The sequence below is a fragment of the Thioclava sp. SK-1 genome, assembly GCF_001705665.1.
GTDB lineage: Bacteria > Pseudomonadota > Alphaproteobacteria > Rhodobacterales > Rhodobacteraceae > Thioclava.
In genome coordinates this window covers 55870-82033 of the sequence record NZ_MDHA01000021.1, presented here as the reverse complement: position 1 = coordinate 82033, position 26164 = coordinate 55870, and the positions used below count along the sequence as shown (strand labels likewise).

The window sequence follows — 26164 nt, the reverse complement described above, 5'->3', positions numbered from 1 at the left end:
CCCCTATGTATAGCGCGGCGGCAGGCGCAGTGCAGACGGAAATCGGGCGTAGATGTTACCGTAGGGCTGCGCGAATGCGCACAGATTCTGTTTTGGCTTGTGGAATTGAGACCAGAGAAAATCAGGCTAAATTCCTCCCATACCGAAGTCGCAACCAACGGAGTTACGCGATGAAATCTGTTCTGCTCGCCGCCGGCCTGGCGCTCGCCGCCACCGCAGCATCCGCTGAAACCGAAACCTATAACCTGGACCCTAGCCACAGCCAGATCGTGTTCGATTACAACCACTTGGGTTTTTCAACGACCACGGGCATGTTCTCCGGTTTTGAAGGCTCAATCGAATTTGATGCCGAAGATCCGGCCGCGTCTTCGGTAGAGGTCGCCTTCCCAACCGACAGCCTGTTCACCGGCTGGGACGAACGCACCACACATTTCCTGACCGCAGATTTCTTTGACGCCGCCGAAGCGCCGGAAATTTCGTTCAAATCGACCGGCATCGAAGTCACCGGCGACACCACCGCGAATATCACGGGTGATCTGACCATCAACGGCATCACCAAGCCGATCACATTGGATGCGAAAATGACCCAGATGGGTGAGCATCCGATGGCGAAGAAACCATGGGTTGGCTTTGACGCGACTGCCACCGTTGTGCGTTCGGATTACGACATGGGTCAATTTGCACCCTATGTCTCGGATGAGGTGAAAGTGTTTATCTCGATCGAAGCATCGAAAGCCGACTGATCGGATGAAAAGATAAAAATCGCCTGCCAACGGGATTGGCAGGCGATTTTTTATGTCTGGGGCGCGGGACGCGTAAACTGTGCCCGCGCAGCCTGTGCAGCGCTGTGGCAGCAGCAGCCGGGCATGTGGTCATTGACCAGCCCCATCGCCTGCATGAACGCGTAAACCGTCGTTGGTCCAACAAATTTCCAGCCGCGCTTCTTCAGATCCTTGGAAATCGCCTGCGATTCCTGTGTCATCGCCACAGGGGCCCATTGGTCAACTGGTATGGGTTCATATTGCCAGAAATACGCAGCCAAACTGCCGAATTCCGCGCGCAGTTCAATTGCGCGGGCGGCATTGTTGATCACGGCTTCTATCTTTCCACGGTGGCGGATTATTCCGGCATCCTGAACCAGACGCTCCACATCAGTGGCGTCAAACCTTGCCATGACATCAACGTCAAAATTTGCAAACGCCGCGCGAAAATTTTCACGCTTGGCCAAAATCGTGCGCCAGCTTAGGCCGGATTGAAACCCTTCAAGACAGATTTTTTCAAATAATCTTCGATCATCATCAACGGGATAGCCCCATTCTGTATCATGATAGGTTTTGTAAAATTCCGGTGCTTGGGCGCACCAACCGCAGCGTGGCTGATTGTCCAGCGGGTCAATAAATAAGTCCATAAACACCTTTCCGCAATGCCTCATGACCGGCCTGAATATAGACCGCATGCCGGGCCGGGTATAGCCTGCCACGTCGAGGACAAGCCGCATATGGGGCGCGCATTTTTTGCCCTCCTATGGGGGCTTCGGTCTGGACGTGCTTCGTGGTGCAGCCTATCTACTTGGCCCGTATACCCGGGTCAAAATCTGGCGCATCCGTGCCATGTTGTGACAGGCGAAGGAGAAACGATCATGGCGACCCCAACTTCCCCCGATGTTGCGCAGATGTCTTTTGATCAGGCCCAAGCCGAGGCGGCAGCGCTGCGCGACCATGTGTCCGCCGCAAATACGGCCTATCACACAGAAGATGCACCGCAGATGTCGGATGCCGACTATGATGCTGCCAAACGCCGTCTGATGCAGATTGAAGCACAGTTCCCCGAGCTTGCGCGCGCCGACAGCCCAACGCAGAAAATCGGTGCAGCCCCGGCGGAAGGGTTTGGCAAAATCCGGCATGAGCAGCGGATGATGAGCCTGGGCAACGCGTTTGCAGATGAAGATGTGGCCGATTTTATTCGCGGCATCCGAAAATATCTGGGCCTAAGCGATGGCGATCTGCCAATGACGGCAGAACCAAAAATTGACGGCCTGTCACTGTCGCTGCGCTATGAAAACGGTGTGCTGATCTATGCTGCGACGCGCGGTGATGGGGAGGTGGGAGAGAATGTCACCGAAAACGCCCGCACGATCAGCGATATTCCTACCCGGCTGACCAATGCGCCAGATATCTTGGAGGTGCGCGGCGAAGTCTATATGTCGCATAGCGATTTCGCCGATTTGAACGCGGCGCAAGAGGCGCGTGGCGACAAACGTTTCGCCAATCCGCGCAATGCTGCGGCCGGGTCTTTGCGCCAGTTGGATGCCAAAGTAACCCAGGCACGGCCTTTGCGATTTTTTGCCTATGCCTGGGGTGTCGTGTCGCAGCCGCTGGCAGAGACGCAAAGCGGGGCGATCGCCCGTCTGGCCGAACTTGGCTTTCAGACCAACCCTTTGACAAAGCGCTGTACAACCGTGGCGGAGCTGATTGCGCATTACCATGACATTGAACACCAACGCGCTGATTTGGGTTATGATATCGATGGTGTGGTTTATAAGGTAGATGATCTGGCATTTCAGCGCCGGCTTGGTTTTCGCTCCACCACGCCGCGATGGGCGATTGCGCATAAATTCCCGGCCGAGCTGGCATGGACCCGTTTGGATGCGATCGAAATTCAGGTGGGGCGGACCGGTGCGCTTAGCCCGGTTGCGCGTTTGGTGCCAGTGACCGTTGGCGGTGTTGTTGTGTCCAACGCGACATTGCACAATGAGGATTATATCGCAGGGCGGAATTCCAACGGCGAAGATATCCGCGGCGGGCGTGACATTCGCGTGGGCGATTGGGTGCAAATTTATCGCGCTGGCGATGTCATTCCCAAGATTGCCGATGTCGATGTGTCGCGCCGCCCCGATGATGCGCAGCCATTCGTCTTTCCCACCCATTGCGACCAATGCGGGTCCGAAGCGATCCGCGAAGAAGGCGATGCGGTGCGCCGTTGCTCTGGTGGCTTGATTTGCCCGGCGCAAGCGGTTGAAAAGCTAAGTCACTTCGTCTCGCGTGGGGCGTTTGATATTGATGGGCTGGGTGCCAAGCAGGTCGAAAGTTTTTATGAAGATGGCTGGATCAAAGAGCCGGCAGATATTTTCACCCTGCGCGATCGCTTTGGTCCGGGGCAGCTTCGACAGTTGAAAAACCGCGAAGGTTGGGGCGATAAATCCGCTGAAAAACTGTTTGATGCCATTGACAGCGCGCGCAAGGTGCCACTGGCCAAGCTGATTTTCGCTTTGGGCCTGCGCCATGTGGGGGAGGTCGCCTCCTCTGATCTGGCGCGCCATTTTGGTACTTGGGATGTGTTGATAGAGGCTGTTGACCGCGCCCGCCCTGCTGAGCTGCGCCATACGCAGGCAGAGGCCGCGGTGCTGCGCGAACGTCAGGCTGCGCAATCGGCTGGGCGCAGTGCCAAGATCAAACCAACCCGTGATCACATCTGGGCGCAAGACCCCAAAGTGGCGCTGCCCGCCCGTGCAGCTTGGGATGATCTGGTCAGTATCGACGGGATTGGCGCGGTGGTCGCCGTGTCGCTTGTCGGGTCTTTCGCACAAGAGGCAGAGCGGGCGTCGATTGACCGTCTGGTGGCGCAATTGGACATTCAGGCCGCAGAGAAGCCGAAAACAGATACGGCCATTGCGGGAAAAACCATTGTTTTCACAGGCAGTCTTGAGAAAATGACCCGTGCAGAGGCCAAGGCCCGTGCCGAAGAGCTGGGGGCCAAGGTTGCGGGCTCTGTCTCAAAGAAAACCGATATTTTGGTTGCGGGTCCCGGCGCCGGGTCCAAGGCCACGAAGGCCGCAGATCTGGGCATTGAGGTAATTGACGAAGACGCGTGGATCGCGCTGGCCGGGGCGCAATAATCGATGGCTGGGCGTCCTGAATCACTGTTCTCTCTGTTTGGCTCGCTTGAGGCACTCCCGGGGATCGGGCCGAAACTGGCCAAAACATTGGGGGATGCGGGGGTTACCAAGCCGCGCGATCTGTTGTTTACCTTGCCGCATTCCCTTGTGGATCGCCGGCCCGTGGCGACGGTGCGCGACTGTCCTGCCGGCACCACCGTCACGACCGAGGTCGAGGTTCTGCGCCATTTTAGGGCCGCCCGCGCGGGTGCCCCGTCACGCGTTTTGGTGCAAGATCAGGCGGTTGAACTTACCTTGGTGTTTTTCCGTTCCAGTGAAAAATGGTTGGAAAAACAATTGCCTGTTGGAGAACGCCGTGTGGTGTCGGGCAAGCTGGATCTGTTTGATGGTAAGGCGCAGATCGTTCACCCCGACTATATCTTGCCCATCACTGATGCACCGGAGCTGCCGCGCTTTGAACCCGTCTATCCTTTGACTGGCGGGCTGACGCAGAAGGTCATGGCCAAAGCCTTGGGCAGCGTGGTGCAAACCCTGCCGGATCTGGCTGAATGGATCGACCCGGGTATGGTGAAGAAAGAAGCGTGGCCGACATGGCGTCAGGCGCTTGGCGCGGCGCATGCGCCCCAGACATTGGCCGATGTCGCGCCCGATGCGGCGGCCCGTGCGCGACTGGCATATGATGAACTTCTGGCGCATCAGCTTACCTTGGCTCTGGCGCGGCGGCAGGCGCGGCGCGGCAAGGGGCGGGCGACGCGCGGCGATGGGCACATCGCGCAGCAGGTGTTGCAGGCCTTGCCATATCAACCAACCGGGGCACAAACGCGGGCGATTTCAGAAATCCACGCGGATATGGTCAAGCCATTGAAGATGAACCGCCTTTTGCAAGGCGATGTAGGGTCGGGGAAAACCCTTGTTGCGCTGATGGCATTGATCGCAGCCGTTGAATCGGGCGGGCAGGGGGTAATGATGGCCCCGACCGAGATTTTGGCCCGTCAGCATTTGGAAAGCCTGGCGCCGCTTTGCGCTGATGCGGGGCTGGTGATTGAGGTTTTGACCGGGCGCGACAAGGGCGCAGAGCGCGCGCGCAAACTGGGCGCGCTGGCCGCCGGGGAAATTCATATCCTGTTAGGCACCCATGCAGTGTTCCAAAAAGATGTTGAATTTCATGATCTTCGTCTGGTCATCATTGACGAACAACACCGCTTCGGCGTTGCGCAACGGATGGAATTGGGCAGCAAAGGCCAGGCCGTTGATATTCTGGTGATGACCGCCACGCCTATTCCCCGCTCGCTTGCCCTTGCGCAATATGGCGATATGGATGTCTCGATTTTGGACGAAAAACCCCCGGGACGTCAGCCGATCAAGACAGCGCTGATTTCGGGTGAACGCCTTGATGAGGTCGTGGCCCATCTGAAGCGGGCGGTGGAAGACGGGCGTCAGGCCTATTGGGTCTGTCCGCTGGTCGAAGAGAGCGAACGCTCTGATTTGCAATCCGCCGAGGAGCGGTTTCGCAGCTTGCGCGCGATCTTCGGAGAGGGGGTCTGCGGGCTGGTTCATGGTCAGCTCAGTTCGGCAGAGAAAGACGCAGCAATGGCGGATTTCGTGGCTGGGCGCAGCCGCGTTCTGGTGGCCACCACGGTGATTGAGGTTGGCGTGAATGTGCCAAATGCGTCCATTATGGTGATCGAACGCGCCGAAAGCTTTGGCTTGGCGCAGTTGCACCAATTGCGCGGGCGGGTTGGGCGCGGTTCGGCCGCATCCACCTGTTTGCTGATGTATCAACCGCCCCTCACCGAAACCGGAGAACGGCGTTTGAAAATCCTACGTGACAGCGAAGACGGGTTCCGCATTGCCGAAGAGGACCTGTCGATCCGTGGCGCCGGGGACATGATCGGCACCGCGCAATCCGGGCTGCCAAAATTCCGCATCGCGGATTTGGAACGGCAGTCGGATTTGATGGCCATAGCACAATCCGATGCGCGTGTTCTTCTAGAGATGGATCCAGACCTGACCAGTCCGCGTGGCGTGGCGGCGCGGGCGCTATTATGGTTGATGGAACAAGACCGCGCTATCCGTTTGATTTCAGTGGGTTGATAATGTTCATACCTGAGTTCGGAACATTTTGAGAACAAAATTAATAAAATGTTCTTTACTTGTTCTCGTTGATATGAGAACAAAGCAGCAACAGAAACGCAGGAGGGTAATGACATGCTACGCAAACTTACAAAAGCACTTGATCATGATGATTTGCTTCTGGATGCGCTTGGCGCAGTTTCGCTTTGTGTCACCTTTCTGGGTGTCTTGTGCCTACCCGGTTTGATCTGATCGCCTGTTTGGATCTGACTACACTGCCTCATCTGCCTTGTGCTTTGCTTTGATCGCCCTGTCCCCTTAGCGATCATCCCGGGCCACACACCCCAAAAGCAAAGCACATATTTTAGCCGTCATCTTCGGATGACGGCCTTTTTTTGCCCAAAGGCCGTGGGTTAAAATCCATAGGCTATGCGCAGCCCGCCCCAATGTCGGCCATGCACGACAATCGGTGCGGACAGGTCTTTCATCTGCACAAATGTGCCGTTCCCCATATCCCGACGATAGATCTGCAAGACGAATGGTGCGGTGGATCGCCCGGCACGCAGTCCGACACGGTCATCAAATATCCGTCGGTTACGCGAATTGGCGGCGTTCCAGGTTGGGTCAGGGCCCTGAGGTTTAGAAAATTTCAGGTTATGGGTAGGCAGATAGCCATTTTGATCAACTGCAGCACAGAAGATAATTTTCGGGTCTTTTTCTAACGCAGCTTCTTGAATCGGCGGTAGGGTCTTATCGGTGAACGCGGTAAATGTCGCCATGACCTGTGTTGGGTCGGTTCCGGCAATCGGGCGGTACTGACGGTTAAACAGATCCTGTTCGGAAATTTCGTTGGCAGCGACAGCGGCTTCAAATAGCTTTCCGATGGCCTTGGCCTGCACCTGAACATAGCTGATCAATTTGCCATCTTCCAACTGCCCGCCAAGTTGCACAGCCTGTTGCACGATGGTTTCGCCTTTGGTGATCAGCCCGCCCGTGCCGGCTTGTGATGCGCGAACCTGTTCATCGGTTTGGCGCATACCATCTGCCATGCGCTGGAATGCAGGGCCAAAACTGTGGTTGGCATCACGAACCTCATTCGCGCGACTGGAGATATCGGTGACGGCGGATTTTGTCTCTTCAACGCTGCGGGTCATGGACACCATTGCATCGTCGGTTTCATTCGCCGTATTCAACACATTCTCAGCGGTGCTGGTGATGGTTTCGGCCTCTTTTCGAAGTTCAGCGATCCCGGTATCCAAACCGCTCACCGCCAGATCAATCCCCTCTGCCGCTTTACCGGTTTTTTGCGAAAGCTCGTTGATGGCTTCCGCAACAACGGCAAAGCCGCGCCCGGCGTCCCCGGCGCGCACCGCCTCGATTTTCGCATTGATCGCTAGGATATTCACCTGTGTCGCAATGGATCGGATTTGCGCATTCTCAGCCTTCACCTTGCCCAATGTCTCGCCAACCTGACCCATCCGCGAGGCCACAGACTGCACCCAACCGGCAATTTTGCGTGCGTGATCGCCGCTTTCGCGAATTTGCGCCACGGTCTGGGTTACGCTTGCCATCGTGGTGTCAACGGCTTTCGATGCGCGATCCACGTCCGACAGCACGCGGGTGTTGGATTGTGACACGGTATCTGCTGCCGCTTGTGCCTGCTGCAAATGCCGCAGCTGCGCCTGCGTGGTATCGGCCAGAACATCCAGCGCGGCAGAGATCTCAACAATTTCCCGCCCAAGCGCGATCGCTTCTGTGGCGATGCGGTCTTGCGCCTCGGTGGAGGGTGGCTTTGGCGAGAGAGACAGGTCGTTCATGTTGGCTCCGACAGGATGAACCTTGATCGGTGCCTGATTCGGATTGAGATGTTGTTAAGCCACGCTCTCAAAAGCCAAAAGCACGGCATCCGGCGCCAATAAAATAGACCCGTGGCGGTTGGAATATTCGCGCGCCGCCGTCAGCACTTCGTAATCGGTGAACGGGGGTGCGGGGACGGGGCCACCCTTCAGCATCGCGGCCAGTTGGTCGCGTAACTCTTGCACCTGTGGGCGGGTCATGCCGATGATCTGCGCCCCAAAGATCGCCGCAGAGGCCTGTCCCAGGGCGCAAGCATGCACATCCTGACTATAGCCGGTGATCTTGCCATCTTGCAGCGCGATCTCAACCGCGACGGTCGATCCGCACAGCGGTGCACGTTTGCGCGCGCTGGCCGTCGGTGCCGCCAGCGGTTCGGTACAAGGCATCTCTGTTGAGAGGGCAAGGATCCGCTGCGAATAAAGTTTAAAGAGATCGCCGTCGCTCATGGTCTTTTCCCATCCGTGTCTGTTGGTTAGATAGGGGCGATAGCGCCAAGAGGAAAGCCCAGATGCCATTTGATCCGACATGCCTGAAATATGATGCCAATGGTCTGGTGCCTGCGATCGCGCAAGATGCCGACACAGGCGAGGTTTTGATGATGGCATGGATGAATGCCCAAAGCCTGGCACGAACGTTGGAAACCGGCCATGTCACCTATTGGTCGCGCTCACGTCAGAGCTTTTGGGCCAAGGGCGAAAGCTCTGGCCATGTGCAAAGCCTGGTAGAGATGCGGGTGGATTGTGACCGGGATTGCCTGCTGATGCTGGTGCAGCAATCTGGTCCGGCCTGCCACACCAACCGCCGGTCATGTTTTTATACCGCCGTGCGTGATGGCGAGGAAATTGAGATCATGGCACCGATGGTTGAATAACGCTCAAAGCGGTTTGATCTGTGTTTCACACCGCTTTGGATGGTCACCAAAACGCTTTGAATGCCGTTATTTGCACCATGTTACAACCCCAGGTGATGACGCATCTGCTGTGGCGTCATCCCGGCGGCACGATAGGTGCTGATGGCCTTGGCATCATCACGCTTGGCCAAACGTTTGCCCTGCGCGTCACGGATCAATCGATGATGGTGGTAGATCGGCGTGGGCAGGTCCAATAGGGCCTGCAGAAGGCGGTGTATGGCGGTCGCGTCGATAAGATCCTGCCCACGAATAACATGGGTGATATTTTGTGCAGCATCATCAATCACGACTGACAGGTGATAGGCTGCGGTGCGGATGTCGCGCCGCATCAAGATGATGTCGCCATGGTTGCGCGCCAGAATATCTGGTGCCAGCGTATACAGCCCTGCGTGATCGGGGCCGGTTTCGCGCCATTGCAAGGGTTGTGACGACAGCTGTTCCAACGCAGCGGCCATATTCAGCCGGATTGCATCCTCTACGGTGGGCGTCTGCCCCGTGCGATGGCGGCAGGTGCCCGGATATAGATGCGGCGCACTGACGCCTTCTTGTGGGGCCGATAGCGCCGTTTGAATGTCACGCCGCGTGCAGCTGCAGGGATAGGCCAGCCCACGCGCCAATAACGCGGCAATCGCCTGATCATAGATCGTTTTTCGATCTGACAGCCGCATCACTGGGCTGGGCCAGCGCAGGCCTAGCCAGGCCAGATCGTCATACACTGCCTGTTCATATGCGGGGCGGCAGCGCTGGGTATCATTGTCTTCGATCCGCAGCAGGAAGGCCCCACCGACCGCGAGCGCGCTATCCCATGCGGTCAGCGCGGAATAGGCATGGCCCAGATGCAACGGCCCCGTCGGCGAGGGCGCGAAACGCGTGATTAGTTTTGCTGCGCCAGCCATGCGGTGAACTGCTCCTTGGCGCGGTCGGTATAGATTTTATAGCGCAGTTTGCGGCCGCGACGCCCGCCCTTGGCATCCACCGGGGGGAATAGGCCAAAGTTGACATTCATCGGTTGGAATGTCTTGGCATCCGCCCCGCCGGTGATGTGGTTCACCAAACTGCCCATTGCCGTTTCAAATGACGGCGGGGGCAGGTCACGTCCTTGCAGTTCTGCTACGGCCATACGGCCAGCCAAGAGCCCCATTGCCGCGGATTCCACATAACCTTCGACACCGGTTATCTGACCTGCAAAACGTATATTGGGGCGCGACTTTAACCGAAGACGGTCATCCAAAAGCGTCGGCGAATTGATGAATGTATTGCGGTGAATCCCGCCCAGGCGCGCAAATTTCGCGTCTTGCAAGCCGGGGATCATCCGCAGCACCTCTGTCTGGGCGCCATATTTCATCTTGGTCTGGAAGCCAACGATATTATAAAGCGTTCCTAATGCGTTATCACGGCGCAATTGCACCACCGCATAGGGTTTTTCATCCGGTTTATGGCTGTTGGTCAGGCCAACGGGTTTCATCGGACCATGGCGCGGGGTTTCGCGCCCACGTTCAGCCATGACTTCAATCGGCAGACATCCGTCGAAATATTTCGCCGTCTCCCCCTCATGGAATTCGGTTTTATCGGCCGCAAGCAGCGCGTCAATAAAGGCCTCATGCTGCGCCTTATCCATCGGGCAGTTGATATAGGCCGTTCGCTCTTCTTCCGTGTCGCCTTTGTCATAGCGCGACTGCTTCCATGCGATGTCCATATCAATGCTATCTGCATAGACGATGGGCGCGATCGCGTCGAAAAATGCAAGGCTGTCGGCCCCTGTCTCTGCGCGGATGGAATTGGCCAAATCACCCGAGGTCAGCGGACCTGTGGCGATGATCCAGTGGCCATCGGTGGGAAGTTCGGTGATTTCCTCATAGGAGGTTTCGATCAAAGGATGCGCTTTGATCGCCGCGGTGACTGCGGCGGAAAACGCATCGCGGTCCACGGCCAGTGCGCCGCCCGCAGGCAGTCGATGTTGCTGCGCCATTTCCATGATCAACCCATTGGCTGCGCGCATTTCCCAATGCAGCAGACCGACGGCGTTTTGCTCATCATCATCGGAGCGGAAGGAGTTGGAGCAGACCATCTCAGCGAAATCGCCGGTGCGATGCGCGAAGGTTTCGACGCTGGGGCGCATCTCGTGCAAGATAACCCGGATGCCCGCGTTTGCGGCCTGCCAGGCGGCTTCGGATCCGGCCATTCCGCCGCCGATGATATTGAGTGTGTGTGTCATAATGGCGATTTAGGCCAATGCGGCGGGCTTGGGAAGGGCGATCTTTGGGAACAGGCGCCAAGATCGTGCGCTCAGGGGCATCGAACCCCTTCGCGCACGGGTCCGCTATGCGTCCCATGTCGCATTGTTCCATCGGTGTAGCAGGGGTGGAAGCGGCCAATGCTTGGCCGCTGACCGCGCCGTGGTGGGCTCGATGCCCGGCGCGGCGCGCGCCTGTGGTGCGGCTTTGCCCCCTTAGATCAGCGCGATACGTTCCCGGCGTTCGGGGTCGGGGAAGTCGCGATACAGGCCCGTTTCAATCGTCGCGATCATTCCATGCATGATTTGGTATTGGCGTGCATGGGCGTCATCGGCCTGTCCTGCGGCATGAAACGCGGCCTCCAGCATCGCCATATCCTGCACCTCGATCTCTAGCAGAAAATCCGCATGCCCCTGAGAGCCTAGCCGCAGTTTGCGCCGCATCAAGCGCCAGGACATAATATGTCCCGCAGCCTGAAACGGCGCAATCCACTGTTCCACAGCCGCCGCGAAAGCCAGTGCTTTGGCATCTGATTTCAGCTCTATCATACAGTGATACAGGTTCATGGTGCGCGGCCTCCCTAAGCGTCACGACAAGGAAGCACAAAAAAGTTTACCACCAAATTAAAACCGCCGCCCCGTGTAAGGGCGGCGGTATCATCATCAAAACATCTGCCATCAGCTTATGGTGCGGGCACGACAGGTCCCGGCCACGGTGGCGTCAATTACAGACCGGGCAGGAACTCTGCCAGACCGCGACGGTTGAAGGTCGCGCCATTGCCAAATTTGGTCGACACACCCAGCCCGATATAGGGTTCAGCATCATCGCCATTGTCATCAATCAAGCCCAGTTCACCGTTCAAGTCATAGCCACCGGCCAAGGAATAGGTGCCGGTCGCACCAATCCGGCGGCTGTTGCGCCCACCGTTCAGATCCAAGAAATCGGCACGGCCGCCCACTGACAGCTCGGAGTTCAGCGGCATTGAGGCGCTGACATTATAGATATTGCCGTCAATCAGCCCATCATGGCCGTCGTAATTGGTCCAGGCTGCCTGAATGTCGGCGCCATTATAGGAGGTGCCATATTCCAGACCGATGGAATCTACCTCGCGTCCGTCAACCTCTTCATAGCCGGCAAACACACCTACAGTTGCCATATCATAAGCGTTGTAAATGGCATGCAGGCCCCAGCTTGCATCATTCCAATCGCCGTCGCGGAAATGCCGGATACCGGCGTCCCCTTGAACCGAGAATTGCGGCGTGAAGCCGATCACCATTTGCCCGCCAAGCGTGCTGCGTCCGGAATCGCGCGCATCGGCGTCAGCGAAATTGTAATGTGAGAAATCCAGCGATGCGCCGGTGACATCAGCCGCCAGAACAGGGGTGGACAGGGCCAAAGCCGAAAGGCTGGCCAGAATTGCGATTTTGCTCATTTTTGCCTCAATGAAGATCAATCTTCGTGTTGTTTTGACGCAATGATATTCCGGCTGTCGCGCCGATACAATGCGCCGTTTGGCCACAATCCTCACATCGGCTTGATTTGGCGCATTGCGCATGCAAAAGGCCGCCGACAAATGTCAGCGGCCTGTCGTCTTTTACATGACAAGGGGTTTACAGACCGGGGAACAGATCCTGCAGGCCGCGTTGTTCAAATGTTGCGCCGCGCAATGCGCCGAAAGTCACGCGCGCACCGATTTTCACATAGGTTTCCGACCCAAGACCATCAATATCCAATGTGCCCAGCTCGCCATAGGTCATCAGCCCCTGGGTGGGTGTATATTCGGCGGTCAGACCAAAGCGGGTTGCATCGCCAAGGTCAAAGTTGACGCCATTTGCATCAAAATCCACATCGACATGATCAAGCCGTGCACCGATCCGCGTAAATCCATTGATCGCATAGCCTCCGCGGATACCGATATTGTTCACTTCGATCCCGTCTGAATCACCGTTGGTGAAATTGGCTTCGTAATTGAACCGGCCGAAGTCCTGACCGATTTCCAACCCAGCATAGGTCCAATCGTCGCTTTCGACATCTTCGCGTCCGACAAAACCGCCCAGTGACACGTCTTCGGATGCGTGAAAGATCGCGTGCAACGCGTAATTCTGGCCATCAATATCGGTAAATCCAAAAGCGTTGGTCGCGATATCCGCCTGCACTGCAAATTGTGGCGCAAAGCCCACCTCGGCGGAGCCTTTCAGCGTCAGCTTCGACACGTCGGTTTCTTCGGTAAAGGCGCCATAGCTCAGGTCCAGATTGGCACCTGTGGTTTCAAGTGCCTGCGCGGCCAATGGGGAGAAAAGAGCAGTTGCCGCGATAAGAATATGTTTCAAAACATGCCTCATATATATGTGTCTTTATGTGAGAGCATGAGTAGTCTGGTCCACAGTATTGGCATAGCGGGGCGATCTGTTCACCAGATAACAGAATTACTTGCATCTGTGTCTTGACGTTAAATTATTGGATATATTGGATTTTGCGCCACATATCCTGTGATATAAAGACAAGGGCGGCCAAATGAACGGCCGCCCTTGTAAATTTTTGCTCGCCTCAGCTTTGATCCGCTGGCGGTGGCTCGGACGGATCTGCGTCTGGCAGGGTCTCTAATGGTTCATCATCGCCTTGATCGGCAATTCGGGCGACAGATACGACAATCTCGTCTTTGGCGGTGTTGAAGACTTTGACACCTCCTGCCGCGCGTGAACGGAACGAGATCCCTTCAATAGGGCAGCGGATGGATTGTCCGGTAGAGGTCGCAAGCATGATCTGATCGGACCCATCAACCGGGAATGAGGCCACCAGATCGCCGCCGCGCATTTTTTTCTCGAAGGCGGTGACGCCCATACCGCCGCGCCCGCGCACCGGATAATCATGCGAGGAAGAAATTTTGCCGATCCCCTTGGCGGTGATCGTCAAAATCAGATCTTCGGCGGCGGACATTTCTGCATAGCGCTCAGGTGACAATTGGCCACCATCCACCGCGTCCTCATCCTCATCCGTTTCGTCTTCTTCGGTCACACCCGCCATCAGTCGGCGCTGTTTCAGATAGGCCGTGCGTTCTTCTGACGTGGCCTCAAAGTGGCGGATGATCGACATAGAGACGATGGTATCATCGCCTTGCAATTTCACACCGCGCACGCCCACAGACGCACGAGAGTTGAAGACCCGGACCTCTGGCACCGGGAAGCGGATCGCACGCCCCTTGGCCGTGACCAGCATCACATCGTCATCTTCCGAGCAGATCCGTGCATTGATCAGACGAACGCCTTCGGTGTCGCCTTCAAATTTCATCGCGATCTTACCGTTGCGCATCACATTGGTGAAATCGGACAGCCGGTTGCGGCGCACGGTGCCAGCGCTGGTCGCGAAGACGATTTGCAGCGAATCCCAGTCATCTTCGTCACGGTCCACGGGCATGATCGCCGCGATGGATACGCCCTGCGGAATGGGCAGAATATTGACGATGGCCTTGCCCTTGGACTGGCGCGAGCCTTGCGGCAATTGCCACGTCTTCATCTTATAGACCATGCCTTCGGTCGTGAAGAACAACAGCTGCGTGTGGGTGTTGGCCACGAAAAGGGTGGTGACCGCATCGTCTTCTTTCAAGCCGCCGCCCGACAGGCCCTTGCCGCCGCGCTTTTGCGAGCGGAAATCGACCAGCGGGGTGCGTTTTATATAGCCACCCTGCGTCACAGTGACGACCATATCTTCGCGTTCTATCAGGTCTTCGTCTTCCATCGACCCGACCCAATCGATGATTTCGGTCCGGCGCGGAACAGCGAATTGTTCGCGCACTTCGCGCAGCTCATCAGAGATGATCGCCATGATCCGTTCGCGTGATGCAAGGATGGCAAGGTAATCCTTGATCTTCTCGGCCAGGGTTGCCAGCTCATCCGTGACTTCTTTGACGCCGATCTGGGTCAGGCGCTGCAAGCGCAGCTCCAAGATCGCACGGGCCTGTGTTTCCGACAGGTTATATGTGCCATCTTCATTGACCGGATACAGCGGGTCATCGATCAACTTCAGATATTCCAAGATGCTATGGGCCGGCCAGCGCCGCGTCATCAGACGTTCGCGCGCCTCTGCCGCATCCGCCGAAGACCGGATGGTGGCAACCACCTCATCCACATTGGTCACAGCCACTGCCAAACCACACAGGATGTGGCTGCGCTCGCGTGCTTTGCGCAGTTCAAATGCCGTGCGCCGTGCCACAACTTCTTCGCGGAAGGTGATGAAATGCGTCAAGAAATCGCGCAGCGCCAACTGCTCTGGTTTGCCGCCATTCAGCGCCAGCATGTTGCACCCGAATGAGGTTTGCAACGGCGTAAAGCGATACAGCTGATTAAGCACAACATCGGGTGTGGCATCGCGTTTCAGTTCGATCACGACGCGCACACCAATACGGTCGGATTCGTCTGCGATATTGGAAATGCCTTCCAGCTTTTTTTCACGCACAAGATCGGCGATCTTCTCGATCATCGACGCTTTGTTGACCTGATAGGGGATGTCATCGACGATGATCGCAAAGCGATCTTTGCGAATTTCTTCGATCCGGGTCTTCGCCCGAATGATGACCGAACCGCGCCCCTCAAGATAGGCTTTGCGCGCGCCGGCACGCCCAAGGATCTGTGCGCCGGTTGGGAAATCCGGGGCAGGAATAATCTGCATGATCGCTTCGGTTGACATATCCGGATTGGCAATCAGCGCCAATGTGGCATCAATCACTTCGCCAAGGTTATGGGGCGGAATATTGGTCGCCATACCGACGGCAATACCGCCTGCACCATTGACCAGCATATTCGGGAAACGTGCCGGCAGAACCTCTGGCTCGCGGTCTTTGCCGTCATAGTTGTCCTGAAAATTGACCGTATCTTTTTCGATGTCGGCCAGCAGGGCAGAGGCGGGCTTGTCCATCCGAACTTCGGTATAACGCATCGCAGCCGCGCTATCGCCATCCATCGACCCGAAGTTGCCCTGACCGTCCAGTAAGGGCAAAGACATGGAAAAGGGCTGCGCCATCCGCACCAATGCGTCATAGATCGCAGCATCGCCATGCGGGTGATACTTACCCATGACATCACCAACCGGTCGCGCCGATTTACGGTAGGATTTGTCATGCGTGTTGCCGGTTTCATGCATCGCATACAGAATGCGTCGGTGCACCGGCTTCAACCCATCGCGCAGATCCGGGATCGCACGGCTGACGATCACGCTCATCGCGTAATCAAGATAGGCCGTCTTCATCTCGGATACGATGGAAACGGATGGGCCGTCATATACGGGGCGTTTTGGGCCCTCGTCTTCGGTGTCCGGCATGTCGGGAATATCGGTCACGCGCGCCTCGTTTCTTCTAGATTTTGTTGTTGTGTCTTATAGCGCATGCAAGGCCTTGCGCGCAATCGTCAAGGCGACGGTTTCGTGATGAACTTGCCTAAATCTGCCGCAGCCCCGGCTGACACGCGGATGTCAGCCGGGGCTGTGCATGGTTTCCCTTGCGGCAGCTGGGTGTCAGCGAGCGCGCAGCCAGGCTGTGATCCACAGCCCGCACAGACCAATAGAGAAGATCGCGTTCAGATTGGCCATCGTCAGCCCCAGCATCTGCCATGAAATCGCATCGCATTGCACCAGGGGCGCGCCCTGGATCTGTGCCATCAGGTCGTCAACCGATTGCTGGCCAATGCCGCCCGATGTGCAGGTGCTTGGCCCTTCGATCAGGTGGCGCTCTACCAAGGAATGATACAGGCCCAGCACCGCCGTGGTGGCCGTGGCAGCCGCGCCAAGCAGCGCCGTCACCATCGGCAGGCGCAATCCCCAGATCACCAGGCCAATAGCGACCGCCGCCACATGGGGCCAGCGCTGCAACAGGCACAAATGGCATGGCGCATAGCCAAGCGCTTGAAAGATCAGCGCCGCCGCCAGAAGCGCAGCGGACCCCCCCGCTGCCAGCAGCACCAGACGTTGTGAAGGCATCTTTCTAAGGGGGGACATCAAGGTCATAAAAACTTCACCGCATATAAGCCGCCGATCAGCAGCACCACAAACACTGTAAACACCAGCCCAAGCCGTTTTTCGATGAAATCACGGATCGGTGGGCCGAATTTCCACAACAGCCCGGCCACAAGAAAGAATCGCAACGCGCGGGCCAGGATAGAAACGCCGATAAAGATCGGCAGGGACAAGCCTGTTGCGCCTGAAAAAATCGTGATGACTTTGAACGGGAAGGGCGTAACACCCGCGATCAGGACCGCCCATGCGCCATAGGCGTTGAACTGCGCGGATAGTGCGTCGAATTTCTCGGCTTTGCCATAGAATTCCAGCACCGGCATGCCCACGGCATCCATCAGCCCATAGCCGATGTAATAGCCAAACAGCCCGCCCAGAACCGACGCCACCGTCGCCACAAACGCAATATAAAACGCGCGGCTGGGCATGGCGATGATCATCGGAATCATCAAAACATCGGGTGGGATCGGAAAGACCGAGCTTTCGACAAAGGCCACGATCGCCAAGGCCCACATCGCGCGGGGATGCTCTGCCAGCCCCATCGTCCAGTCATACAGTCTTCGGATCATTGTGGGGCCTTTCGGGTCTTCACCGTTGTTAACCCCTTGAATCGCCCGTTGTGCACGCAAGGTCAAGCGCCGCTGGCCGGTCAAAGTTTAATTATCGGTAGGATGGTGGGGGGCGCAGGCGGCCTGCCTGCAATTGCACCGCTTAGACGGGAATGGGAGTGACACTCATCCGCTGCGCCGGGCGCGAAATGGAAATGGTAGGTTTTTTGGGGGGATGTTTTTATAAAATTTACCCGATCATATGTGCGGGTCTGAATTTTATAACTGGTGCCCAAGGCGAGACTCGAACTCGCACGACTTGCGTCGGCGGATTTTGAATCCGCTGCGTCTACCATTCCGCCACTCGGGCCAGTTGAGGGGGATTTAACGTGGCAGCTTGGCGGTGGCAAGCCCCATTTTGGGAAATTTTATAATTTTTTTCCGTTCGTTGATGCGGTGCGGATATCGGCAGCTTTGGGCGCAAGGCGCGGATCTGTATTCGGGCACCTGTCGCCTGCGGCCGGTGGTTTGGGCCGCAGGCGGGGACGAGAGAGATCAGCGCGTGGCAGTCAGATCTACTGTGACGGTAACGGGGAAGCCAACGGTGGTTTCGTCACTATAGCCTGTGCCCATATCCCAATCACGGCGGTCCAGTTGTGCGGTGCCTTGCATCTGGGCCGTATTGCCTTCAATCGTCAATGTGAAGGTCAATACGACCGGTGCGCTCACGCCTGCCAGTTCTAATGTGCCGCGTGCAATATGTTGCGGCCCGTCCCCTTCGCGCGAGATATCGGCTGTCAAAATGGCTTGGGGATAGGTTTCGGTCTGGAAGAACTCTGGTCCTTTGGCCTGATCTGTCACCGATCCCAATGTCAAGGTGGTGGTATCGATGATCACAGACACCGCACCCAGTCCGGTTTCAGGGTCATAGGTTATGTCGGCAGACCAATCGGGCAATGTACCGCTGACCGGGGCACCCATCTGCTGCACATCAAAGCCCAATTTGCCCTGTGTTACCGTCCAGCCTGCGGTGTCTGGGGTGGCCGCAGGCGCAGTTGTGGTTGCTGGCTTGGCCGGTGTGGCAGGGGCTGTGGCCTGTTGCGCGGGGGCTGTGGCCGGTTGCGCGGGGGCTGCGGCCTTGGGGGTGTCTGTATGGGGTTGGGCCGCCGAAAGCAGGCCTGCGAGAACAATCACGATCCAGATCGCAATGGCGCCCGCAGGGGCAAGTGCGGCATGGCGCGGACCAGGTTGACCGGCAGAAACACCGCGCGTCATCCGCGCCACGGTTTTATCGCGGTCGATGATCAGGTGTTTCAACGCGCCTGCAACATGCAGCCCAACGGTGACATAGATCACAATGGCAGACAGCTTATGCACCGCTTGTGCCGTATGGGCGACAGCTTCGGATTTGGGCACAAATGGCAGCGACTGTCCAAAGGGCCACAGGATTGGGGCAAAGCCGCTTTCGGCAGCATGTAAAATCCATCCAGACAGCGGCATGATGACCATCGCGCCATATAGAGCAAAATGCACCACTTCGGCGGCGAATGTCTCAAGCCGCTTTTCGGGATGCAGTGGCGCAGGATGCGGGTTTAGCAGCGCCCAAAGGATGCGCGCTAAAGCCAGAAAAAACACACTGACACCAATGGTCTTATGCAGGGAGAACAGGGTTTGCAGCGTGCCCGCGCTTTGCGCATCGCGCGGCAGGCTTTCGGCATAAAGCGCCAATGCGATGGCGGTCACGATCAGCAGCGCGATGGCCCAGTGAAACAGGCGCGCGATACTGCCGTAAGAGGTCTGCGTATTGGTCAACATGGGGCTGGCCTTGCGTTTGGAATATCGTTGCAGACCAAGATACAAAATGCCCAGCTGTTCACCAGTGCAGGTGACGCACAAATTCTGTGCGTGCTTGCCCCGCAGTCGTGGGCGCGTTAAGGAAACCACATGCACATAAGGTAGGACGGCATGAGCACAGCATTTGTATTTCCCGGACAAGGCGCGCAATCCATCGGTATGGGGCGCGAACTGGCGCAGGCATATCCTGCGGCACAGGCCGTGTTTGATGAGGTAGACGAGGCGCTTGGTGAGGCGCTTTCGACGCTGATTTGGGAAGGGGAGGCCGATCAGCTGACCTTGACCGCCAATGCGCAGCCCGCGTTGATGGCAACATCGATTGCTGCGATGCGCGCATTGCAGGCTGAAGGATTTGATGTGACGGATGCGGCCTTTGTCGCCGGTCACAGCCTTGGTGAATATTCCGCGCTATGTGCTGCGGGCGCAATCAGCCTTGGCGACACGGCACGGCTGTTGCGCAAGCGCGGTGCAGCGATGCAATCGGCGGTTCCGGTGGGTGTTGGTGCGATGGCCGCACTGCTGGGGCTGGATTTCGCCACCGCAATGGAAGTCGCCGCCGAGGCTGCACAAGGCGAGGTCTGCCAAGCTGCCAATGACAACGACCCCAGTCAGGTGGTCGTCTCGGGCCATAAGGCAGCGGTGGAACGCGCGGTGGATATCGCCAAAGCAAAAGGCGCAAAACGCGCGCTGATGCTGCCGGTATCGGCGCCATTTCATTGTGCCCTGATGCAGCCTGCAGCCGAGGAAATGGCGCAGGCTTTGGCGGATGTGGCCATTACGGCCCCTGCCGTGCCGCTGGTGGCCAATGTTCGTGCCCAAGCTGTGAGCGACCCCGAACTGATCCGCCAATTGCTGGTGGAGCAGGTGACAGGGTCGGTGCGCTGGCGCGAAAGCGTTTTGTGGATGGCCGATCAAGGTGTTGATACGATATGGGAAATTGGTGCCGGTAAGGCGTTGTCCGGGATGATCCGCCGGATCGCCAAAGGGGTGGGATGCACCGCCATTGGCACCGTCTCTGATATTGCCGGGCTGAAAGCCTAACGGTTAATGCGACGCGGGTAGTGGGCGGGGCGATTGGTGCCCGCCACTCGCTGCGCGACCACGTCGCTATGATGCAGATGCAAGACGCCGCCGGCAGGTGGCACAACAGATATAGAAACAGGGGCCGAACATGTTCGATCTGACAGGAAAATCCGCGCTGATCACAGGCGCATCCGGGGGTATCGGCGGCGAAATCGCCAAGGCGTTGCACGGTGCAGGCGCCAAGGTCGCGCTGTCGGGCACGCGCGTCGCCCCGCTTGAAGCGCTGGCTGCCCAATTGGGCGAGGGCGCATTTGTCTGCCCTGCCAATCTGTCAGAGGCCGAAAGCGTTGAGGCACTGCCCAAATCGGCCGTGGCGGCAATGGGATCATTGGACATTTTGGTCAATAATGCCGGGATCACGCGCGACAATTTGTTCATGCGGATGTCGGATGACGAATGGTCGTCGGTGATTGATGTCAACCTGACCTCTGCGATGCGGCTGATGCGCGGCTCTTTGCGCGGGATGATGAAGGCGCGTTGGGGGCGGATTATCAATATCACCTCGATCGTCGGTGCCACGGGCAACCCGGGTCAGGGCAATTATGCCGCCGCGAAGGCCGGGCTGGTGGGGATGTCAAAATCCTTGGCCTATGAGGTTGCGTCGCGCGGCGTCACGGTCAATTGCGTTGCGCCTGGGTTCATCCAGACTGCGATGACAGATAAATTGAATGACGACCAAAAAGGCAAGATTTTGACCCAGATCCCGGCCGGCCGGATGGGCACACCCGAAGAGATCGCCGCAGCTGTGGTCTATCTGGCCGCGCCCCAGTCGGGCTATGTGACCGGGTCGACATTGCATGTGAACGGCGGGATGGCGATGCTGTGATCGCATCACAAAATCGATGAAAGTGACGATGGCCGCCCCAATGGGTGGCCATTTTCATGCCAATCAGGGGAAAACAGCCCAATACTGAGCAGGTTCGCTATATTGCATGTGTTTTCTACCGCCAAAACGGCTTGCCATGACGCGGCAAGCTGGCTATTGAGCCATCAGACGGGCCGGGCACCTTTTTGTGGAACCGGCTGCTTTGGCGATCAGGATGTGTATGTGTTCTGTATGCCAAGCCGAACAGCCGCTCGTATGAGCAAGACACCTCGGGCTGATGCCCGCGCAATTTGGGGAAGTGTATAATGAGCGATATCGCGGATCGCGTGAAGAAAATCGTCGTCGAGCATCTTGGCGTCGAAGAGGACAAAGTAACCGAGAATGCGTCGTTCATCGACGATCTTGGTGCAGACAGCCTCGACACTGTTGAACTGGTCATGGCGTTCGAAGAAGAATTCGGCATCGAGATCCCGGATGACGCAGCCGAGACCATCCAGACATTCGGCGACGCGGTGAAGTTCATCACCGAAGCTTCCTGATTTCAGGATTGCACTGACCCATCGGTCAAACAATTTCTGCGGCGTCCCAACGGGGCGCCGTTTTTAATTGCAACTGACTGCATAATATGCATATTTCCGCATTTATCAGTGAAGCCGCACAACCCAATTTTTTCGATTGCTTTTTCAGGGGCTCTCAAATTCACTATTCTTCAATTGAGAACATCTAAGATGGTTTCACTTTTGTTGAGTTGCAGTTGTTTCATCTGTACCCGGGAAAGAGGCCAAAGGGTGGTTTCTTAAAACGGTGTCTTTGGAAAGGCTTTGATGTCTGCGGTTCGACAGGCGATCCGCCTCCGCCTTGTGCCCGCGCTTTTGGCAGTGGCAATTTCGGTGGCATGTTTGGTCGCATATGCTGTGTTGGGGCGGGAACAGCTTACGACACTACCAATATTTGCGGAATCGCATCCGCTTGCGTCCTTAATGGGGATGTTGACCGCGTTGGCGCTGTGTTTGCCGCGCGATGGTGTGTGTTCCATTATCGGACGCTGTTTGGGGTTGGCGACGATTGCGCTGGCGTTGGGGCGGTTCATAGATCCCTTGGCACAATTATACGGGGCCGATTACGGCGCTTCTGCCACCAATCCGTTTTTTGCACTGATGATGGGGATTTTGGGTCTGGCAGTCTATTTGATCTCTGCGCGGCGGGTGATGCTTGGGCAGGTATGTGTGTTCATCTCTATGTTGATGACCGCGTTTTGTGTCATTGATTGGAGCTTTTCGTCCGAAGTGACGTTGATCGGAATGAAACCCCTGGGATGCGGTGTTGGCGCGCTTGTCGCCCTGGCTGCCTTAATGCACAGCCCTCACCGCGGCATCATAAAAATCCTCGTGTCGCGCCAGGATACCGGACATAAGGCCCGGATTGATCTGACGGTTGGGGTGGTTGGGCCGCTGCTGATTGGGCAGTTGCATCTGGCGGTGGCCGATCAGGTGGCCGCAACAGAGCAGGTGGCGATGATTATGGCCTCGATCATCTGTTTCAATGTGGTGGCGATTTCGTTCAACACGCTTTTTGTAGAACGCGCAGATATTCGCAGGCGCAACCTTGAACGGCGGCTGTTGCATCAGGCGATGCATGACGGTTTGACGGGTGTCTATAACCGTTCGGTTTTGAAGGGGCGGTTTTTACGCTGCCGCAAAAAGGCCGAAACCGCGGATGAGCCGTTTTCGCTGCTGTTGATCGATTTGGACCATTTCAAAGCGGTGAATGATGCCGGCGGCCATGATCTGGGTGACCGGGTTTTGGTGCGTGTGGCACAGGCAATTCAGGCCGAGGTCAACCGGGGCGATATTGTTGCACGGCTGGGCGGGGAGGAGTTTGCAGTTCTGTTGCCGGGCAGTTCCGAAGATGATGCTTTTGCCACGGCGGATGCCTTGCGCGCGGTCATTGCCGGGCAAACCGTGCCGCGTCCCGATGGCGGGGTGCAGCGGGTCACGGCCTCTATCGGGGTGGGCGACTGGTCCGAAGGGGAGGCGTTGCGTGATTTGTTCACCCGCTGTGATGCCGCGCTGTATCGTGCAAAAGAGAACGGTCGCAACTGTGTGGAACGCGCTTTGGCGCCACAACGCCCGCCATTATTTGACGATGGTGACCGCACGATCCCGCCCCGCGCAGGCGATTGGTGGCCCGATAGCACGCAGGCCTAAGCCGCCAAACATGCGATTCCTTGCCAGAACTGGGGGTTTCGTGCCAATCTCATGGCATATCATGGACCGTGAAACATTGCCCCGCGCGCCCGTGCAGTGTATGTGAAGCCCGATAGTCAACGCAGGAATGAGGTTAGGCATGCGTCGGGTCGTCGTCACGGGTCTTGGAATGGTCACGCCGCTTGCATGCGGTGTTGAGGAAACGTGGTCGCGCCTTTTGGCGGGGCAGTCCGGCGCCGGGCCGATCACACGTTTTGACGCCAGCAATGTTATCACCAAATACGCATGTGAAGTGCCGCGCGGTGATGGCACAGATGGCACGTTCAATCCTGATGACTGGATGGCCCCGAAAGAGGCCCGCAAGGTTGATGAGTTCATTCTATACGGTGTTGCCGCTGCGCAGATGGCGGTGGAAGATGCCGGCTGGACACCCGAGGCGGATGAAGATCGTGAACGCACCGGCGTTATGATCGGCTCTGGCATCGGTGGGCTATCGGCCATTGCCGACACGGCCGTTTTGTTGAAAGAGCGCGGGCCCAAACGTGTTTCACCCTTCTTTATCCCATCTGCGCTGATTAACTTGATCTCTGGTCAGGTGTCGATCCGCTACGGGTTCAAGGGGCCAAACCATGCGGTGGTGACGGCCTGTTCCACCGGCGCGCATGCGATCGGTGACGCCGCGCGTTTGATCCAATGGGGTGACGCGGATGTAATGATCGCAGGCGGTGCCGAAAGCCCAATTTCGGAAATCGGCATTGCCGGGTTCAACGCCTGTAAAGCCCTGTCGACAAAGGCTGAAGATCCGACCAAAGCGTCGCGCCCCTATGATGCGGACCGTGACGGTTTTGTCATGGGTGAAGGTGCGGGTGTTGTCGTTCTGGAAGAATATGAACATGCAAAAGCCCGCGGCGCCAAGATCTATGCCGAGGTGCTGGGCTATGGCATGTCGGGTGATGCCTACCATATCACCGCCCCATCTGAGGATGGCAATGGCGCGTTCCGGTCCATGAGCGCTGCGCTCAAACGTGCCGATATCGCGCCATCGCAGATTGATTATATCAATGCGCATGGCACCTCGACGATGGCGGATACTATCGAATTGGGCGCGGTTGAGCGGCTGATGGGCGAGGCGGCTTCAGGGGCCACGATGTCTTCGACAAAATCGTCCATCGGGCATTTGCTGGGGGCTGCTGGTGCCGTTGAGGCGATCTTCTGTATTTTGGCCATTCGTGACCAGGTCGCGCCGCCGACATTGAACCTTGATAATCCGGCGGTTGATACGGCGCTTGATCTGGCAGCCAATGCTGCCGTCAAACGCAAGATCGACATTGCCCTGTCCAACAGCTTTGGTTTCGGGGGCACGAATGCCTCTGTTGTACTTGGCCGCGTGAAAGACTGATCTGATGATGTGGCGCAATATCGTCTCGAATTTTCTGACGCTTATGATCGTGATCCTGGTCGCCCTGGCCGGGGTCATCGCATGGGCAAAGCGTCAATATGACGGGCCCGGGCCATTAAGCCAGGCGGTATGTGTGCAGGTTCCCCGCGGTGGCAGCTTTTACGGCGTATCTGAGCAGCTTGTCCGGCTGGGGGCGATTTCTTCGGGGTATATTTTCCGCATCGGTGCGGATTATTCTGAAAAATCGGGTCAGTTGAAGTTCGGGTCGTATTTGGTGGAACCGAATGCGACGATGGAACAGATCGTTGATCAGGTGACCGAAGGCGGGCCGTCAACCTGTGGTTCGGAGCTAGTGTATCGGATCGGGGTAAACGCCCAGCGGTTGGAATTGCGCGAGCTGGACCCGGCGACAAGCCAATTTGTTGATCTGTCAGAATATGATCCGGTGTCTGAAGACAAGCCGGACGATTTTGAGGCCCTAGTGGATGACGCCAATGTCACACGGACACGTGTTGTTTTGGCTGAGGGCGCGACCAGCTGGCATGTAACGCAGGCGTTGAATGCACTGCCCTATCTTTCGGGTGAACTGAAGGATGTGCCCGCTGAAGGCAGCCTTGCGCCCAACAGCTATGATATCACCAATGGTGAGGCGCGCAGCGAAGTCGTGTCGCAGATGCAAGACGCGCAGGCCGCGATTTTGGCCGAAGCCTGGGCCAATCGCGCGGATGGTCTGCCCTATGACAGCCCGGAAGAAGCGCTTATCATGGCCTCTATCGTTGAGAAAGAGACCGGGATCGCGGCGGAGCGCCGTCAGGTCGCAAGTGTCTTTGTGAACCGGATCGAGCAGGGCATGAGGCTGCAAACAGACCCGACGGTGATTTATGGCGTCACGGATGGGCGTGGAAATCTGGGCCGCGGTATTCGCGCTTCAGAGCTGCGTCGGGCGACACCGTATAACACCTATGTCATTGACGGGCTGCCGCCGACACCGATTGCGAATCCGGGCCGTGCCGCCATTGAGGCCGCGCTGAATCCTGATTCGACCAACTATGTTTTCTTTGTCGCAGATGGCACTGGTGGGCATGCATTTGCGACCACATTGGACGAGCATAACCGCAATGTTGCGCGCTGGCGCGAGATTGAGGCAGAGCGTGCCAATGCTGCATCTGGTAATTAATACAGCCAGTCTGGGTTGAGTTTTTTTAGGGTGTTGCGCCAGAGTGTTAATGGGGCGTTCGCGCTAAGGCACTGAAAACGCCACAAAAACGTCTTTGACAG

At 57.2% G+C, this 26164-nt stretch carries 22 protein-coding genes and 1 tRNA gene; 10 read left to right on the top strand and 13 right to left on the bottom strand.

Annotation, left to right across the window (positions count from 1 at the left end):
* Positions 1-170 precede the first annotated feature (170 nt).
* Complete coding sequence (locus BFP70_RS01260) at positions 171-743, top strand: YceI family protein (RefSeq protein WP_066009361.1); 573 nt, start codon at positions 171-173, stop codon at positions 741-743.
* 50 nt (positions 744-793) lie between these two features.
* Here BFP70_RS01260 and BFP70_RS01255 read toward each other — a convergent pair whose 3' ends face one another.
* On the bottom strand, positions 794-1408 hold the full coding sequence (locus BFP70_RS01255) for a DNA-3-methyladenine glycosylase I (protein WP_066009357.1): 615 nt from the start codon (positions 1406-1408) through the stop codon (positions 794-796).
* A gap of 264 nt (positions 1409-1672) precedes the next feature.
* Here BFP70_RS01255 and ligA point away from each other — a divergent pair, with 264 nt between their 5' ends.
* Together ligA and recG are read left to right on the top strand one after the other, a co-directional pair.
* Positions 1673-3895 carry an NAD-dependent DNA ligase LigA gene (ligA, locus tag BFP70_RS01250; protein ID WP_066009668.1) on the top strand — a complete coding sequence of 741 codons (2223 nt, stop codon included), beginning with the start codon at positions 1673-1675 and terminating at the stop codon, positions 3893-3895.
* Positions 3896-3898: 3 nt separating this feature from the next.
* Complete coding sequence (gene recG / locus BFP70_RS01245; protein ID WP_066009355.1) at positions 3899-5989, top strand: ATP-dependent DNA helicase RecG; 2091 nt, start codon at positions 3899-3901, stop codon at positions 5987-5989.
* A 392-nt stretch (positions 5990-6381) separates the two neighbouring features.
* Here recG and BFP70_RS01240 read toward each other — a convergent pair whose 3' ends face one another.
* Both BFP70_RS01240 and BFP70_RS01235 read right to left on the bottom strand, forming a co-directional pair.
* Positions 6382-7785: a methyl-accepting chemotaxis protein gene (locus BFP70_RS01240; protein ID WP_066009353.1), complete on the bottom strand. Its 1404-nt coding sequence runs from the start codon at positions 7783-7785 to the stop codon at positions 6382-6384.
* 54 nt (positions 7786-7839) lie between these two features.
* Complete coding sequence (locus BFP70_RS01235) at positions 7840-8271, bottom strand: iron-sulfur cluster assembly scaffold protein (RefSeq protein WP_066009350.1); 432 nt, start codon at positions 8269-8271, stop codon at positions 7840-7842.
* Between the two features lie 62 nt (positions 8272-8333).
* Between BFP70_RS01235 and hisI the strand changes: the two genes are divergently transcribed.
* Complete coding sequence (gene hisI / locus BFP70_RS01230; RefSeq protein WP_066009348.1) at positions 8334-8696, top strand: phosphoribosyl-AMP cyclohydrolase; 363 nt, start codon at positions 8334-8336, stop codon at positions 8694-8696.
* A gap of 80 nt (positions 8697-8776) precedes the next feature.
* Here the strand turns inward: hisI and gluQRS are convergent, their stop codons facing one another.
* The 10 genes from gluQRS to BFP70_RS01180 form a co-directional block, all read right to left on the bottom strand.
* Positions 8777-9631 carry a tRNA glutamyl-Q(34) synthetase GluQRS gene (gene gluQRS, locus BFP70_RS01225; protein ID WP_066009345.1) on the bottom strand — a complete coding sequence of 285 codons (855 nt, stop codon included), beginning with the start codon at positions 9629-9631 and terminating at the stop codon, positions 8777-8779.
* Positions 9610-10950: a methylenetetrahydrofolate--tRNA-(uracil(54)-C(5))-methyltransferase (FADH(2)-oxidizing) TrmFO gene (gene trmFO, locus BFP70_RS01220; protein ID WP_066009344.1), complete on the bottom strand. Its 1341-nt coding sequence runs from the start codon at positions 10948-10950 to the stop codon at positions 9610-9612. The genes gluQRS and trmFO overlap by 22 nt, the downstream gene beginning before the upstream one ends.
* A gap of 234 nt (positions 10951-11184) precedes the next feature.
* Positions 11185-11535 (bottom strand): DUF6614 family protein, encoded by a 351-nt coding sequence (locus BFP70_RS01215; protein WP_066009343.1) that lies wholly within the window; start codon positions 11533-11535, stop codon positions 11185-11187.
* Positions 11536-11693: 158 nt separating this feature from the next.
* Entirely contained in the window at positions 11694-12401 is a 708-nt protein-coding gene (locus BFP70_RS01210) for a porin (RefSeq protein WP_141693054.1), read from the bottom strand.
* Between the two features lie 178 nt (positions 12402-12579).
* Positions 12580-13299, bottom strand: coding sequence for a hypothetical protein (locus BFP70_RS01205; protein WP_141693053.1), 720 nt, complete (start codon positions 13297-13299; stop codon positions 12580-12582).
* A 217-nt stretch (positions 13300-13516) separates the two neighbouring features.
* On the bottom strand, positions 13517-16300 hold the full coding sequence (gyrA, locus tag BFP70_RS01200; RefSeq protein WP_066009336.1) for a DNA gyrase subunit A: 2784 nt from the start codon (positions 16298-16300) through the stop codon (positions 13517-13519).
* A 174-nt stretch (positions 16301-16474) separates the two neighbouring features.
* Positions 16475-16936, bottom strand: a complete 462-nt coding sequence (locus BFP70_RS01195; RefSeq protein WP_066009335.1) for a disulfide bond formation protein B — start codon at positions 16934-16936, stop codon at positions 16475-16477.
* A gap of 23 nt (positions 16937-16959) precedes the next feature.
* A complete protein-coding gene (locus BFP70_RS01190) occupies positions 16960-17538 on the bottom strand; it encodes a YqaA family protein (RefSeq protein ID WP_066009333.1) in 579 nt (192 codons plus the stop codon).
* 265 nt (positions 17539-17803) lie between these two features.
* Positions 17804-17887: transfer RNA gene (locus tag BFP70_RS01185), tRNA-Leu, on the bottom strand.
* Between the two features lie 185 nt (positions 17888-18072).
* Positions 18073-19332 (bottom strand): cytochrome b/b6 domain-containing protein, encoded by a 1260-nt coding sequence (locus tag BFP70_RS01180; protein WP_066009331.1) that lies wholly within the window; start codon positions 19330-19332, stop codon positions 18073-18075.
* 150 nt (positions 19333-19482) lie between these two features.
* Here BFP70_RS01180 and fabD point away from each other — a divergent pair, with 150 nt between their 5' ends.
* From fabD to mltG, 6 genes are all read left to right on the top strand, one after another.
* Positions 19483-20412 carry an ACP S-malonyltransferase gene (gene fabD, locus BFP70_RS01175; protein ID WP_066009329.1) on the top strand — a complete coding sequence of 310 codons (930 nt, stop codon included), beginning with the start codon at positions 19483-19485 and terminating at the stop codon, positions 20410-20412.
* A gap of 130 nt (positions 20413-20542) precedes the next feature.
* On the top strand, positions 20543-21280 hold the full coding sequence (gene fabG, locus BFP70_RS01170) for a 3-oxoacyl-[acyl-carrier-protein] reductase (protein WP_066009327.1): 738 nt from the start codon (positions 20543-20545) through the stop codon (positions 21278-21280).
* A 305-nt stretch (positions 21281-21585) separates the two neighbouring features.
* Positions 21586-21819 (top strand): acyl carrier protein, encoded by a 234-nt coding sequence (locus BFP70_RS01165; protein ID WP_066009325.1) that lies wholly within the window; start codon positions 21586-21588, stop codon positions 21817-21819.
* A gap of 285 nt (positions 21820-22104) precedes the next feature.
* A complete protein-coding gene (locus BFP70_RS01160) occupies positions 22105-23487 on the top strand; it encodes a diguanylate cyclase (RefSeq protein ID WP_066009322.1) in 1383 nt (460 codons plus the stop codon).
* A 139-nt stretch (positions 23488-23626) separates the two neighbouring features.
* Positions 23627-24886, top strand: a complete 1260-nt coding sequence (gene fabF, locus BFP70_RS01155; protein WP_066009321.1) for a beta-ketoacyl-ACP synthase II — start codon at positions 23627-23629, stop codon at positions 24884-24886.
* Positions 24887-24893: 7 nt separating this feature from the next.
* Positions 24894-26063 (top strand): endolytic transglycosylase MltG, encoded by a 1170-nt coding sequence (gene mltG, locus BFP70_RS01150; RefSeq protein WP_066009666.1) that lies wholly within the window; start codon positions 24894-24896, stop codon positions 26061-26063.
* The last annotated feature ends 101 nt before the right edge of the window (positions 26064-26164 follow it).